The sequence below is a fragment of the Nocardioides kongjuensis genome (assembly GCF_013409625.1).
Taxonomy (GTDB): domain Bacteria; phylum Actinomycetota; class Actinomycetes; order Propionibacteriales; family Nocardioidaceae; genus Nocardioides; species Nocardioides kongjuensis.
In genome coordinates, this window is the sequence record NZ_JACCBF010000001.1 from 5,374,314 (window position 1) to 5,388,536 (window position 14,223).

Here is a 14,223-nt window from a genome sequence, read left to right on the forward strand (position 1 = left end):
GACCGACATCGGCATCGGGGATTTCTCCGTGATGACCCTGAGATCACCCCGGAATCATCGCCGACGGGGAACTGCTTCCTCACCTACGTCGAACGACGGCCCCGGATCTCGACATCCGGGGCCGTCGTTCGTCGCTGCCGTGGCTCACAGGCCGAGGAAACGTCCGATGATCTCCTTCTGGATCTCGGTCGTGCCGCCGTAGATCGTCTGGATCCGGGTGTCGGCGTACGCCTTGGCGATGGGGTACTCGAGCATGTAGCCGTAGCCGCCGTGCATCTGCACGCCCTGGTCGACGATCTTCTTCTGCAGCTCGGTGGTCCACCACTTCGCCATCGACGCGAGCGCGGTGTCGACCTCGCCCTTGTTGAGCTGCTCGATGCAGTGGTTGACGAACACCCGCGCGATGTAGGCCTCGGTGGCCATCTCGGCCAACGTGAAGCGGGTGTTCTGGAACTTGCCGATCGGCTTGCCGAACGCCTCGCGGGTCTTCACGTAGTCGAGGGTCAGGTCGAGGACGTGCTCGATCGCGGCGATGGCGATCGTGGCGATCGAGACCCGCTCCTGGGGCAGGTTCTGCATCAGGTAGATGAAGCCCTGGCCCTCCTCGCCCAGCAGGTTGGCCTTCGGCACCTCGACGTCGTCGAAGCTCAGCTCCGCGGTGTCCTGCGCCTTGAGGCCGAGCTTGTCGAGGTTGGTGCCGCGGGTGAAGCCGGGCATCCCCTCCTCGACGACGAGCAGGCTGATGCCGTGGGCGCCGGCCTCGGGGTCGGTCTTGGCGACGACGATGACCAGGTCGGACAGGATGCCGTTGCTGATGAAGGTCTTCGACCCGTTGAGGACGTAGTGGTCGCCCTTGTCGACAGCGGTGGTGCGGATGCCCTGCAGGTCCGAGCCCGCGCCGGGCTCGGTCATCGCGATCGCCGTGATGATGTCGCCGGACACGGTGCCGGGCAGCCAGCGCTGCTTCTGCTCCTCGTTCCCGATCGCGACCAGGTACGGCACGATGATGTCGGTGTGGACGGCGAAGCCGGGGCCGCTGGCGCCGGCGCGGGCGCACTCCTCGGCCACGATCGCGTTGTAGCGGAAGTCCTTGATGCCGGGACCGCCGTACTCCTCGGGGACCTCGAAGCCGAGGATCCCGGCGTCGCCGGCCTTGCGCCACACCTCGCGGCTGACGATGCCGTCCTTCTCCCACTGCGCGTGGAAGGGGACGACCTCGCGCTCCAGGAACGCGCGGACGCTCTTGCGGAAGTCCTCGTGCTCGGTCTCGTAGATGCTGGGACGCTCGGGCATCAGCTCACCCACTCCTTGACCTGTGCGATGGTGCCGGCCGGGTCGTCGGACGCCGGCGAGACGGACAGGTTGGTCACGCCGGACTCCTTGAAGGCGGCGATCCGCTCCTGGACGTACGACGCCGGGCCGACCAGGTTGCCGGCCTCGAGCCACTCCAGCGGGACCAGCGCCTCGGCCTCCTTCTTCTTGCCCGACAGGTAGAGGTCCTGGATCTCCTTGGCCTCCTTCTCGAAGCCGTACTCGCAGGCGAGCTGGTTGTAGAAGTTCTTGTCGCGCGCGCCCATGCCGCCGACGTACAGGGCGTAGAGGGGGCGCATGAAGTCGAGCAGTGCCTTGGTCTCGGGGCCCTCGCCGATCGCGACCATGCCGCCGGCGCAGATCTCGAGCGGCTTCAGCCCGGCCGAGCGCTTCGCCGCGCCGGCCGCGAGCGACTCGCCCCAGACCTCCTTCGCCTTCTCGGGGTAGTAGAGGAAGGGCAGCCAGCCGTCCGCCACCTCCGCGGTCATCGCGACGTTCTTGTCGCCCAGCGCCGCGACCCAGATCGGCAGGTCGGCGCGCTCGGGGCGGTTGAGCAGCTTGAGCGGCTTGCCGAGCCCGAGGCCCCGGCCCTCGGGGAGGGGGACCTGGATCGTCTTGCCCTGGAAGTCGAGGCGCTCGCCGCGCAGGCCGGCCCGGAGCACCTCGATCACCTCGCGGGTGCGGGTCAGCGGGCGGTCGTACGGCAGGCCGTGGAAGCCCTCGATGACCTGCGGGCCGGACGCGCCGAGGCCGAGCACCGCCCGGCCGCCCGACACGTTGTCGAGGCCGGCCGCGGTCTGCAGCAGGGCGCCCGGGGTGCGGGAGTAGACGTTGAGGATGCCGGCGCCGATCTCGACGGTCTCGGTCTTCGCGGCGAGGTAGCCCATCAGCGTGGGGGCATCGAACCCGTACGGCTCGGCGACCCAGATCGTGTCCAGTCCGGCCTTCTCCAGAGCGACGACCTGGTCGGCCGACTCGCGCGGGTTCCCCGCGTAGACGAGGGGCATCGACAGCTTCATGAACAGTCCCTTCCGGCCTGGCGGCCACGGTGACGAGGCGCCGGTGATCCGTCACCGACAGCACAACTGTGACAGTAATACTGTCACAATGTCCATGGTTGCCGTCGGTGAGACGGGCCGCAGCCGACCATCGCCCGCGTGATAGGAGGAAGCGTGACTTCTGAGAACGCCCCCACTCGCTACACCGTCGCCGTCATCGGCGGCACCGGCCCGCAGGGCAAGGGCCTGGGCTACCGCTTCGCCCGCCACGGCCACGACATCGTGCTCGGCTCGCGCGCCGCCGAGAAGGCCGAGGCCGTCGCTGCCGAGGTGACCTCCCGGCTCGCCTCCGTCCCCGGAGCGGGAACCGCCCGTGGTGCGGCCAACGCCGACGCGATCGCCGCCGCGGACGTGGTCCTCCTCGCCGTCCCCTACGACGGCCACGACGAACTGGTCGCCTCCCTCGCCGAGGGAGGTGCGCTCGACGGCAAGACGGTCATCTCCTGCGTGAACCCGCTCGCCTTCGACAAGCGTGGCGCGCACGGCCGGGTCATCAACGGGGGTGAGGGCTCGGCCGCCGAGTCCGCCGCCGAGCTGGCTCCCGAGGCCACGGTCGTCGGTGCCTTCCACAACGTCGCCGCCCCCGCGCTGTGGGGCGAGGACGACTTCCTCGACGAGGACGTGATCGTGGTCGGCGACTCCGTCGAGGGCAAGCAGGTCGCCATCGACCTCGCCGCCTCCGTGACCGGCCGCCCCGGCGTCGACGGCGGCAAGCTCCGCCTCGCCCGCGTCCTGGAGCCCTTCACCGCCGTGCTGATCTCGATCAACCGGAAGTACAAGACCCACTCGGGCATCCGGGTCACCGGCCTCGACCACTGACCCCGGTTCGGTCCGACGACCGGGTTCGGCGTCCGGCGGGCCGCAGCACGACGATCTCGGTCGTCGAACCCCTCAGCCGGCCAGCCCCTCGACCACCTCGGCGCCGGGGGCCTGTGCGAACAGGTCCCCGGGCACGAGCAGCTTGGAGCGACGCAGGCCGGAGCCGATCACGGCCCACTCCATCTCGGGGACCCGGGCGTCGACGAGCAGCCGCCAGCCGGTCGGCAGCCCGACGGGAGTGATGCCGCCGTACTCCATCCCGGACTCGGCCACGGCCCGCTCCAGCGGCAGGAACGACGGCTTGCGCACGTCGAGCAGCCGCTTGACCGAGTGGTTGACATCGGCGCGGGTGTCGGCGCGGACCAGGCAGGCGGCGACCCGCTCCTCGCCCTCCCGCTTGCCGGCGACCAGGACGCAGTTGGCGCCGGCCGTCATCGGCAGGCCGTACGCCGCGCTCATCGCGGCCGTGTCGGCGTGCTCGGGATCGATCTCGACGACCGCGATCCGCTCGGCTCCCGGCCATGCGGCCAGGGCCGCGGCGACCGGTGGGGCGACCAGCTCGGGGTGGTCCAGCGCGACGAGCGAGGCCAGCCCGGTCAGCTGGGGGAGCGTCACTGCCAGCCCCGCATCTGGTGCCCGTCCCAGCCCTGCTGGTCCCAGCCCTGGTCGTGGTGACGGCCGCGGAGCACCGAGGCGATCAGCCCGGCCGCGCCGGCCGCGAGCCAGGGCAGGCCCATGATCCAGCCGTTCTCCTCGATCTGCACGGTGTCGCTGGTGGCCAGCGCCCACACGACCAGCAGGCCGGTGAAGGCGACGCCCATGACCAGGTGGCCGGTGTTGACCCGGTGCCACCCGGACCGCCGAGCGCTCTTGGCGTCCGCGGACCGCTCCTCCCGGGGGATCTCGGTGGTGTGCTCGTCGTGGCTCATGCTGCGCTCCGGAACTCGATCTGGCCGAGGTCGAGGTCGGCGTCGATGGTCAGGGTGGGGTCACCGGCGACGGTGCCGTTGTCGCCGCGGAAGTCGTCGCTCGTGGTCTTGCCGAACATGGCCACCTCGCCGGCGTCGATGGTGCCCCGGGCCTCCACGTTGAGGCCGTCCTCCGGCACGATCACGAGGATGTGGCCGACGCCGACCTCGAGGTCGAGCGTCCTGCCATCGAGGTTCTCGAGGTCGCGGATGTCGGTCAGGTCGATCCGGAGCTCGCCCACGCCGAGGTCGTAGGAGCTCTTCAGGTCCGAGGCCTGCTGCAGGACCGGGCGCTCCTGCCCGACCTCGACGCTGTCGGCCACCGAGGTGATCGCGGTGGTGCCCGCCGCGAGCAGGCCGACCAGGATCAGGCCGCCGGCCCGGCCGTAGAACGCGCCGACCAGCAGCATCAGGCCGGTGACGCCCAGCACCGTCGCGGGGTAGGCCGACGGGGTGATGTCGACGCCGGCGAGGTCCAGCGTGGCGAGGGTGCCGAGGCCGAGGGCGGCCAGGCCGAGCGTGAACGGGAACAGCAGCGGGCCGCGCTTGCGCGGGTCGACCGGGCGTCGGTAGGCCGGGGCCGGGGTCCGGTACGCCGAGTAGGTCGGGCCGGGAGCGCCCGGCTCAGGCGCCGGCGGCGGGGGAGGGCCGACCGGGGTGCCGCGCAGCCACGGGTGCGGCGGGCCGCCGGGCCTGACGGCATTCTTGCCGGCGAGCACGACGATCAGGAGCAGCCCGATCGCCAGCGGCGGCCACGGGAAGCCGGGGCCACCGACGGTGTCGCCGATCACCGAGGCGATGGCGACCACGCCGCCGATGATCAGCGCCGCGGTGCGGATGCCCTCGTCGACGCGGACCACCGTGTCCTCGGTGCCCTCCTCGGGCACGAACAGCCAGCACACGGCGTACAGGATCAGGCCGCCACCACCGAAGAACGTGAGCACGACGAACGCGACCCGCACCAGGAGCGGGTCGATGTCGAGGTGGCGCGCGATGCCCGCGGCGACGCCGGCGACCTTGCGGTCGTCGCGGCTGCGCCGGAGCCGGGCGAGGTCGCGGACCTCGTCGCGGGTCACCCGCGGGCCGTGGTCGCCGGGTTCCCGGCCGGGGCCGGGCTGCCCGGGCTGCCCTGGCTGCTCGGTGTCGGTGGGTGCGTTCATGTCCTCAAGCCTGCTCGGTGGACGGCCCGTGGACCATCGGGGACAGCCCTGATCCTGCCGCATGTCCCCGGGGGAGGGATCAGGGTCGGTTCAGGGTCGTTCCCCCTGCTGAGGCCGGATCGGCTGTGTGACGATGGGAGCACCATGTCGACCACTGCGCCCCTGCCCGCTCCGCCAGCGCCGCCCCGCGACGTGCGGCGGGCCTGGCGCGACCTGCGCGAGCCGATGATCGGCGGCGTCGCGGCCGGGCTCGCCGCCCACCTCGGTGTGTCCGTGCTGCTGGTGCGGGCCGCCTTCGTGATCGCCACGGTGGTCGGCGGCTCCGGCGTCATGGTGTACGCCGCGCTCTGGATCCTGCTCCCCGCCGGCCCTCCCGCGGAGTACCTCGCGCCCGGCCTCGCCAGCGCGACCCGCGACGGGCGTCGTCCGGGACGCCGGGGCCGCCGGCTCTCCGACGTCGGTCCCGTGATCACCTTGGCCGTCCTCGGCATCGGCGCGGTCTTCACCATCGAGGCGCTGCTCGGCACCGGCTGGTGGATCTGGCCGCTCGGCATCGCCGTCGTCGGCGTCGCGCTGCTGTGGCGCCAGGCCGACGAGGCGCAGCGTGAGCGCTGGCTGGACGCGACCGGCAAGGTCGACCCGGTCCGGCTGGTGCTCGGCGGCGGCGGTTGGGCGGCGTGGGCACGGATCGGCGCGGGCGTCGTCCTCGTCGTGGTGGCCCTGGTGCTCTTCACGGTGCGCGACGGCTCGGTGGCGGTCGCGCGCGACGCGACGCTGGCGGTCGTGCTCGCGTTCTTCGGCGTCGCGATCGTGCTCGGACCGTTCGTCTACCGGTTGATGTCCGACCTGACCGACGAGCGCGCCGAGCGGGTGCGCACCCAGGAGCGCGCCGACGTCGCCGCGCACCTCCACGACTCGGTGCTGCAGACCCTCGCCCTGATCCAGAAGAACCCTGCTGACGCCGCCCGCCTCGCCCGTGCCCAGGAGCGCGACCTGCGCGCCTGGCTGTACGCCGGGGAGTCCCTGGACGAGGCCACCGTCGCCAGTGCGCTGCGGGCCGCGGCCGCCGAGATCGAGGACGCGTACGGCGTCACGGTCGACGTCGTCGCGGTCGGCGACTGCGACTACGACGAGTCCGCCCGCCCGATCGTCCAGGCGGCCCGGGAGGCGACGACCAACGCCGCCAAGCACGCCGGTGTCCCGCGCGTCGACGTCTACGCCGAGATCACCCCCGCCGGCATCGACGTCTTCGTCCGCGACCGGGGCGCGGGCTTCGACCCGGACGCCACCCCGGAGGACCGCCTCGGCGTACGACGCAGCATCATCGACCGCATGGAGCGCCACGGCGGGCGGGCCGAGATCAGGTCCGCGCCCGGCGAGGGCACCGAGGTGCGGCTGCACATCGACCACACCCCGGAACCGTCGAAGCAGAAGGAGAACCATGAGTGACCCGGTGCGCGTGGTCGTCGTCGACGACCACGCCATGTTCCGCCGCGGCGTCAGCGCCGAGCTCGCTGCCACGGGCACCGGCCGGGTCGAGGTCGTGGCCGAGGCCGCCGACGTCGACGAGGCCGTCGCCGCGGTCGTCGCGCACCGGCCCGACGTCGTGCTGCTCGACGTGCACCTGCCCGGCGGCGGCGGCGTCGAGGTGATCCGCCGGGTCAAGGACGGCGACGTCCGGTTCCTCGCGCTCTCCGTCTCCGACGCGGCCGAGGACGTCATCGGCACCGTCCGCGGCGGTGCGCGCGGGTACGTCACCAAGACGATCACCGGGCCCGAGCTGGTCGACGCGATCACCCGCGTCTCCGAGGGCGACGCGGTGTTCTCGCCGCGGCTGGCGGGCTTCGTGCTCGACGCCTTCGCCGGTGCCGGCCTCTCCGCCGACCTCGCGAGCGTCGACGAGGACCTCGACCGGCTCACCGAGCGCGAGCGCGAGGTGATGCGCCTGATCGCCCGCGGCTACTCCTACAAGGAGGTCGCCAAGGAGCTGTTCATCTCGATCAAGACCGTCGAGACCCACATGTCGTCGGTGCTGCGCAAGCTCCAGCTCTCCTCGCGCCACGAGCTGACCCGCTGGGCCTCGGACCGGCGGCTGCTGTGAGGCCGGTCGCCGCGCTGCTCGCGGCGACCCTGCTGCTCGCCGGCTGCTCCGGAGGTACGACGGCCGCACCCGTCCCGCCCTCGTCGGGCCAGGTCGCTCCCTCCGGGACCGACCCGAGCGCGTCCCCGACCGCCTCGCCGGGCTCCGGTCCGGCGTACTCCACCTGGCGGCTCGGTGCCCACGTCCTGCCCCGCACCGCCCAGGGGTTCGGCGAGATCCGGCCGACCCCGAAGGCGCTGCGGGTGCGCCGCTACCCGACGACCGACCTGCTCCCGCCGCCCGCCGACGGGCGGTTCCACTCCAGCGTCGGCCCGGTCACCGACGCCCTCCGCGAGCGGATGGGGGAGACCTGGTCGCCCGCGTGCCCGGTCGCACTGGCCGACCTGGCCTACGTCAACGTCTCCTTCCGCGGGTTCGACGGCCTGGCCCACACCGGCGAGCTGGTGCTCGCGGCGTCGGTGGCCGACGACGTGGTGTCCGTGTACCGCGCCCTGTTCGCGGCCGGCTACCCGATCGAGGAGATGCGGCTGCCGACGACCGCCGACCTCGAGGCGCCGCCGACCGGCGACGGCAACGACACCGCTGCGCTCGTGTGCCGGGCGGCGCGCGGGCAGACGTCGTGGTCGGCGCACGCGTACGGCCTCGCGATCGACGTCAACCCGTTCCTCAACCCCTACCGCAAGGGCGACGTGGTGCTGCCCGAGCGCGCGTCGGCGTACCTCGACCGGACCCGGACCCAGCCCGGCATCATCCACCCCGGCGACCTCGTCGTCCGGGAGTTCGCGCGGATCGGCTGGACGTGGGGTGGCTCGTGGAGCTCGCTGAAGGACTACCAGCACTTCACGGCGACCGGTCGCTGAGACCGGCCCCCCGGCTGGATAGGGTGCGGGACATGGAGACCCTGCGCCTGATCCTGCTCATCCTCCACATCCTGGGCTTCTCGGCCCTGATCGGTGGGCTGCTGGCGCAGGCCGGCCCCGGCGACAAGAAGGTCACCGGCGTCATGCGCGACGGCATCGGCACGGCGTTCCTCGCCGGCCTGCTGCTCGTCGGCGTCCTCGAGGGCGGCGACGACCCCGTCAACCACGCCAAGGTCGCCGTCAAGCTCACCATCGGCCTGGTGCTGCTCGTGCTCGTGATGGCCAACATGCGCAAGGCGAAGATCCCCAACGGGCTGTGGGCCGGGCTCCTCGTCCTCGCCGTCGCCGAGGTCTGCATCGCCGTCCTCTGGTCGCCCGTCCACAGCAGCTGATCCGGCTCGGGCGAGGCGCTGTAACACGTTGTTGGCTGCTGTAGCGGGCTCGTGTCGGCTGTAACACGTCGTCCGCTGCTGTAGCGGACCCGTGTCGTGTGTTCAGGACCCGTACAGCGCCGGTTCAGCGACGTCTTGGGTCGCATAGAGCCGCGAACCACGTGTTACATGCCGCCGTAGCGACGACGCTGCCAAAGCCGTCGTCCAGGGTCGGCCGGACTCAGGCCGCCCAGCGATCCCAGCCCATGAGGCGGTAGCCGGGCCGGTGGAGCCGCGGCCGCGGTCGCGGGCCCCGAGGCCGGTACGGCGCGAGGTCGGCCACGCCGGTGCCGAATCGCTCGCAGGTGGCCAGGTACTCCCTCAGCATTCTCGACCGACCCTGCTCGACTCCCGGTCCCCAGACGTCGGCCCAGGCCACCCGGCAGACCCCCAGCTTGAACCCGGTGACGAAGTCCTGGCGCCCCTTCTCGGACCACAGGACCTCGGTCGGCGGGCGTTCGGCGTACCCGCCCTCGACGGGGGCGAGGATCTTGACCTTGCCGTCGAACTCGTAGATCTGCCGCCCGAGCCGGAGATCGCACCACACCGTGCGGCCATCGGCGGTGAGACCGAACTGGACCTCCGGGACCCCGAATCCGAGACTCTCCACCAGGTCTCGCAACAGCGTCTCGCCGATGGAGTCGGTGTCGGGCGAGGCGGATGCGATGACGTCGGCGATCACGGTCGAGTGCGGCCAGCAGTACATCTGCCGCGCCACCGCCAGCAGCTCGGTGCGAGTGACGCCCATCCTCATGGCCGAGTCGACGGCGACCAGACCGTGCAAGTAGCCATGCTCGCGGGCGATGTCGAGCGCGGTGCGCGCCAGCCCGAGCATCGGCATGCCGCCGACTCGGCACGTCTGCTCCGGTGGGTACGGCGCGAGGTGGTGCGCGATCCCGTGACGCCGGTGTGTGCCGACCAGACCGGGATGGGTGAGGTGGGAGGTGGGCTCCGGCTCCCGCAGGACGGGCAGCTCGAGCGGGTAGGCAGCCGAGTGGTGGCTCAGCAGGTGCGGATCTCGTACGCGCAGGCTAGCTGCCCGATCAGCGAGCATGCGCTGCTCCGCGTGGGTGGTCAGCGAGTCGACGTACGCTCGCTCCCCATAGACCCCGCGCCGGACGGCCACCCAGGTGCCGGTCCTCACGAGGCGGTCGATCTGCTCGCGCGACATGCCGGCGCTGATGGCCTGCGCGCGAGTGACCAGGCCCCATTGCGTGCTCATCACGGCGATGACTCGGCTGTTCATGGCGAGAACCTTCCGACGGCAGGGCCGCCACCGCCGCCGCCGTTCCTGCCTGCTGTGGACGGGCGGGTCCCTGCGCGTGCCGGTGGAGAACGGACGGCCTTCGGTGGTGCGCAGGAGGCCGATGGGATCGCGATGCCGGCGGGTGGAGTCGAGAGCGGAGCGCGGGCTTGTAACACGTAGTTCGCCGGCCTGGCGGGCCCGTACCGGCTGTACCGGGCCCGTGCGAACCACCTTCGGCGAGGTCACAGGCCCGGTAGTTCCGCGAACCACGTGTTACATCCGACTCGGGTCGCCCAGAGCCGCGAACCACGTGTTACAGCGCGGCGGCGCGCCCCGGACCCGACCACGACGTACGACACGTCGGCGGGGCGCCGTAGGCTGGTCGGAGCATGACTGAGACCACCGCCGCGCCGTCCGCACTCACCGCCGAGTCCCTGCTCGAGGGGCTCAACGAACCGCAACGCGCGGCCGTCAAGCACGAGGGCTCACCGCTGCTCGTGGTCGCCGGCGCGGGCTCGGGGAAGACCCGGGTGCTGACCCGGCGGATCGCCTGGACGATCGCCGTCCGCAAGGCGCACCCGGGCTCGATCCTCGCGATCACCTTCACCAACAAGGCCGCCGCCGAGATGAAGGAGCGGGTCGCCGACCTGATCGGCAACCGCGCCCGGATCATGTGGGTGAGCACCTTCCACTCCGCCTGCGTGCGGATCCTGCGCAAGGAGGTCGAGCACCTCGGCTACGAGCGGCTGAAGTCGAACTTCTCGATCTACGACACCCAGGACCAGAAGCGGCTCATCCAGCTGGTCTGCAGCGACCTCGAGCTCGACCCGCGCCGCTACCAGCCGGGTCCGGTGCTGCACTGGATCAGCAACCAGAAGAACGAGCTGCGCGATCCCGACGAGGTCGCGGCCGAGGCCCGCAACTCGATCGACGAGACGTACGCCGCGGCGTACAAGTCCTACCAGCGGCGCCTGCGCGAGGCGAACGCCATGGACTTCGACGACCTGATCATGGAGACGGTCCGGCTGTTCCAGCTCAAGCCGGAGATCCGCGAGACCTACCGGCGCCGGTTCCGGCACATCCTGGTCGACGAGTACCAGGACACCAACCACGCCCAGTACGCCCTCATCCACCAGCTCTGCGGCCAGGACCTCGAGGAGCACGACCCGACCACCCTCGACGGCCTGCCCGCCCACCGGGTGGCGCCCTCCGAACTCATGGTCGTCGGTGACGCGGACCAGTCGATCTACGCCTTCCGGGGTGCCGACATCCGCAACATCATGGACTTCGAGAAGGACTTCCCCGACGCGGAGACGGTCCTGCTCGAGCAGAACTACCGCTCCACGCAGACCATCCTCACCGCCGCCAACGCGGTCATCGAGCGCAACGAGGGCCGCAAGCCCAAGCGGCTGTGGTCCGACGCCGGCGACGGCGAGAAGATCGTCGGGTACGTCGCCGACGACGAGCACGACGAGGCCCGGTTCGTCTCCGGCGAGATCGACAAGCTCACCGACGGCGGCCTGCGTCCCTCCGACGTCGCGGTGTTCTACCGCACCAACGCGCAGTCCCGCGTGTTCGAGGAGATCTTCGTCCGCACCGGGATGCCCTACAAGGTCGTCGGCGGGACCCGCTTCTACGACCGCAAGGAGATCCGCGACGCGCTCGCCTACCTCCGCGTGCTGGTCAACCCCGACGACCAGGTCTCGCTGCGCCGCATCGTCAACACCCCGCGTCGCGGCATCGGCCAGCGTGCCGAGGCCGCGATCGGTGCCTTCGCCGAGCGGGAGCGGATCACCTACTGGGAGGCGCTGCAGCGCGCCGACGAGGCCCCCGGCCTGGCCACGCGCAGCCAGACCAGCATCGAGTCCTTCGTGAAGATGCTGCAGGAGCTGCAGCAGATGGTCGAGGCCCGGGAGCGGCCCGACGTGATCCTCGAGACCGTGCTCGACCGGTCCGGCTACCTCGTCAGCCTCGAGAACTCCGACGACATGCAGGACGAGACCCGGCTCGAGTACCTCGCCGAGCTCGTCGCCGTCGCCCGCGAGTTCGCCGAGGACCCGGTCGCCGGCCCCTCCGCCGACCCCGCCGACGTCGACGCCGGCATCCTCGAGCCCGGCCTGGGCGACTTCCTGGAGCGGGTGGCGCTGGTCGCCGACGCCGACCAGATCCCCGACGCGCCTGACGACGACCCGGACGCTCCCGAGGACCAGGGCGTGGTCACGCTGATGACCCTGCACACCGCCAAGGGCCTGGAGTTCCCGGTCGTCTTCCTCACCGGCATGGAGGACGGCGTCTTCCCGCACTCACGCGCCCTCGGCGACCGCCCGGAGCTGGAGGAGGAGCGGCGCCTGGCGTACGTCGGCATCACCCGCGCCCGCCAGCGGCTCTACGTCTCCCGTGCCATGGTCCGCTCCGCCTGGGGCGCCCCCGCCATGAACCCCGGCTCCCGCTTCCTCGGCGAGCTCCCGATCGACCTCGTCGACTGGCGCCGCACGGAGGCCGACCAGACCCGCTGGTCGCGGCCGTCGTACGACTCCGCTCGCTCGGGCGGTTCCGACGACTACGCCGGCAACCGCTTCGGTACGCCGACCGCCGCAGGCCGCCGCAACTTCAGCTCCGCCGCCGCCCGCGCCGACGCCGCCGCCAAGTCCAAGCCGGCCCGCCCGATCCCCGTCCTCGCGCCCGGCGACAAGGTCACCCACGACTCGTTCGGTCTCGGCACGGTCGTGTCGGTCGAGGGGGTCGCGGAGAAGTCGGTCGCGTCGATCGACTTCGGCTCCGACGGCGTCAAGCGGCTGCTGCTGCGCTACGCGCCGGTGGAGAAGCTCTGACCGCTGCCGGAACTGTGGCCGGGCGTGAGAGTGCCCCGGTCGGGGCGTCTCGATACGCCCTCGCCCAGGGGCTCGGGCTGCTCGACGACCTCGGCGTCAGGGGGTGACGCCGTGCTGCCGCAGCGCGGCGTCCGGGTCGACCGGGTCGCCGCCGCCGGGGCGGACCTCGAGGTGCAGGTGCGGGCCGGTGACGTGGCCGGTGCTGCCGACGTACCCGATGACCTCGCCCGCCCGGACGGTATCGCCGGCGGAGACGTTGAAGGAGGTCTGGTGGCAGAACCAGAGCTCGGTGCCGTCCTCGAGGGTGATGACGGTCTTGTTGCCGTAGGCGCCGTCGAAGCCGGCGGAGGTGACCGTGCCGTTGGCGACGGCGCGGATCGGGGTGCCCGGAGGCGCCGCGAAGTCGAGGCCGGTGTGGTAGTTGGACCAGAGGCCGTACTCGCCGAAGGTCGCGGTCAGGCGGTAGCTGTCGAGCGGCAGCACCCACTTGTTGAGCGCGATCTCGGTGGCTTCCTTCTGGGCCTTGGCGGTCAGGTCGCTGAGCGCGGTGGTGCGCTCGGCGGCAGACCGCTCGGCCTCCTTGACCAGGTCCGAGCCGGCACCCTGGGCGAGGGCGTCGCGGTCGGAGTCGCGGCTCACGGTGGCGGTGCGGGTGCCGACCGCGGAGGAGCCGAACGAGCCGGTCAGGGCGTTGGGGGAGGTGGCCCGGTCTCCGGCGGAGGCCAGCTGGGGGTCGGCGGAGGTGACGACGCCGCCGACCGCGATGGCGATCGTGGCGACACCGACGGCGACGGGCAGCGTCGGCAGGCCGCGGAACAGCGGGCCGGGCGAGCCGGCGTGCTTGACCGCGCGGCGCTTGCCGGCCGGCTGGACCGCCCGCAGCGTGGTCGAGGAGTCCGAGAGCGAGTCGGCGAGCGGGATGTCACGCAGCGCGGGCAGCTCGACGGTCGGCATCCGGTCCAGGGAGCGGACCGGGGTCACGGCCTCGGCGGCGAGGGTCGGCTCGACGACGGCCTCGACCGCCGGCGTGACCACGGGCTTGGCGACCGGGACGACCGGGACGATGGTCGCGAGCGGCTCGGCGGGGACGGCGGGCCGGGCGACGCGCTTGCCGACGTACGTCGACGGGGTCTCCTCGGTCGCGACCCGGTGGGCCACGCGCTTGCCGACGTACGACGATCCGGCAGAAGGGGAGCCGAGAGGCGATTCCGGGCGCGGCGCGTTGTGGTCCGCTCGGTGGTTACCCATCGACTGCTGACTCCTTGGGGGACGATCGTGCAGGCGCGTTCCGCCCTTTGTGCCCGGCTGCTGGCGCCCCGAGTGACGGCTCCGGCCGAGGTGGCCGTCTGGTGACAGCCGGGTGAAACGTGCGTGCCGACCCTAACCGATGCCGGCACGGCCCCGAAATCGTAGGTCCCGCTCCTGGGGACAGTCAGGC

At 71.9% G+C, this 14,223-nt stretch carries 13 protein-coding genes; 6 read left to right on the forward strand and 7 right to left on the reverse strand.

The features are described from left to right. Positions 1-144: 144 nt before the first annotated feature. Positions 145-1,293, reverse strand: a complete 1,149-nt coding sequence (locus tag BJ958_RS25795) for an acyl-CoA dehydrogenase family protein (RefSeq protein WP_179729621.1) — start codon at positions 1,291-1,293, stop codon at positions 145-147. Beyond that, positions 1,293-2,330, reverse strand: coding sequence for an LLM class F420-dependent oxidoreductase (locus BJ958_RS25800; protein WP_179729622.1), 1,038 nt, complete (start codon positions 2,328-2,330; stop codon positions 1,293-1,295). Before BJ958_RS25800 ends, BJ958_RS25795 begins: the two co-directional genes overlap by 1 nt. 153 nt (positions 2,331-2,483) lie before the next feature. Between BJ958_RS25800 and npdG the strand changes: the two genes are divergently transcribed. Further along, a complete protein-coding gene (npdG, locus tag BJ958_RS25805) occupies positions 2,484-3,188 on the forward strand; it encodes an NADPH-dependent F420 reductase (protein ID WP_179729623.1) in 705 nt (234 codons plus the stop codon). A 72-nt stretch (positions 3,189-3,260) separates the two neighbouring features. Here npdG and BJ958_RS25810 read toward each other — a convergent pair whose 3' ends face one another. The 3 genes from BJ958_RS25810 to BJ958_RS25820 are packed head-to-tail and all read right to left on the reverse strand — an operon-like array spanning position 3,261 to position 5,316. Further along, positions 3,261-3,803 carry a YbaK/EbsC family protein gene (locus BJ958_RS25810; RefSeq protein WP_179729624.1) on the reverse strand — a complete coding sequence of 181 codons (543 nt, stop codon included), beginning with the start codon at positions 3,801-3,803 and terminating at the stop codon, positions 3,261-3,263. Beyond that, a complete protein-coding gene (locus tag BJ958_RS25815; RefSeq protein WP_179729625.1) occupies positions 3,800-4,117 on the reverse strand; it encodes a hypothetical protein in 318 nt (105 codons plus the stop codon). The genes BJ958_RS25810 and BJ958_RS25815 overlap by 4 nt, the downstream gene beginning before the upstream one ends. Continuing rightward, on the reverse strand, positions 4,114-5,316 hold the full coding sequence (locus BJ958_RS25820; RefSeq protein WP_179729626.1) for a PspC domain-containing protein: 1,203 nt from the start codon (positions 5,314-5,316) through the stop codon (positions 4,114-4,116). The genes BJ958_RS25815 and BJ958_RS25820 overlap by 4 nt, the downstream gene beginning before the upstream one ends. 144 nt (positions 5,317-5,460) lie before the next feature. Between BJ958_RS25820 and BJ958_RS25825 the strand changes: the two genes are divergently transcribed. From BJ958_RS25825 to BJ958_RS25840, 4 genes are read left to right on the forward strand one after another with little or no spacing between them, the layout of a single operon-like run. Beyond that, positions 5,461-6,765 (forward strand): ATP-binding protein, encoded by a 1,305-nt coding sequence (locus BJ958_RS25825; protein WP_179729627.1) that lies wholly within the window; start codon positions 5,461-5,463, stop codon positions 6,763-6,765. Next, the gene (locus tag BJ958_RS25830) at positions 6,758-7,417 is read left to right on the forward strand and encodes a LuxR C-terminal-related transcriptional regulator (RefSeq protein WP_179729628.1); all 660 of its coding nucleotides are present in this window, start codon (positions 6,758-6,760) and stop codon (positions 7,415-7,417) included. Before BJ958_RS25825 ends, BJ958_RS25830 begins: the two co-directional genes overlap by 8 nt. Then, complete coding sequence (locus BJ958_RS25835; RefSeq protein WP_343052808.1) at positions 7,414-8,277, forward strand: M15 family metallopeptidase; 864 nt, start codon at positions 7,414-7,416, stop codon at positions 8,275-8,277. The genes BJ958_RS25830 and BJ958_RS25835 overlap by 4 nt, the downstream gene beginning before the upstream one ends. A gap of 32 nt (positions 8,278-8,309) precedes the next feature. After that, a complete protein-coding gene (locus tag BJ958_RS25840; RefSeq protein ID WP_179729629.1) occupies positions 8,310-8,669 on the forward strand; it encodes a hypothetical protein in 360 nt (119 codons plus the stop codon). Between the two features lie 220 nt (positions 8,670-8,889). On the opposite strand, the gene BJ958_RS25845 is transcribed toward BJ958_RS25840, so the two are convergent. Continuing rightward, positions 8,890-9,954: a type IV toxin-antitoxin system AbiEi family antitoxin domain-containing protein gene (locus tag BJ958_RS25845; RefSeq protein WP_179729630.1), complete on the reverse strand. Its 1,065-nt coding sequence runs from the start codon at positions 9,952-9,954 to the stop codon at positions 8,890-8,892. A gap of 389 nt (positions 9,955-10,343) precedes the next feature. Between BJ958_RS25845 and pcrA the strand changes: the two genes are divergently transcribed. After that, complete coding sequence (gene pcrA / locus BJ958_RS25850) at positions 10,344-12,785, forward strand: DNA helicase PcrA (RefSeq protein ID WP_179729631.1); 2,442 nt, start codon at positions 10,344-10,346, stop codon at positions 12,783-12,785. A gap of 96 nt (positions 12,786-12,881) precedes the next feature. Here pcrA and BJ958_RS25855 read toward each other — a convergent pair whose 3' ends face one another. Next, on the reverse strand, positions 12,882-14,033 hold the full coding sequence (locus BJ958_RS25855) for a M23 family metallopeptidase (RefSeq protein WP_218865974.1): 1,152 nt from the start codon (positions 14,031-14,033) through the stop codon (positions 12,882-12,884). Positions 14,034-14,223: the final 190 nt, after the last annotated feature.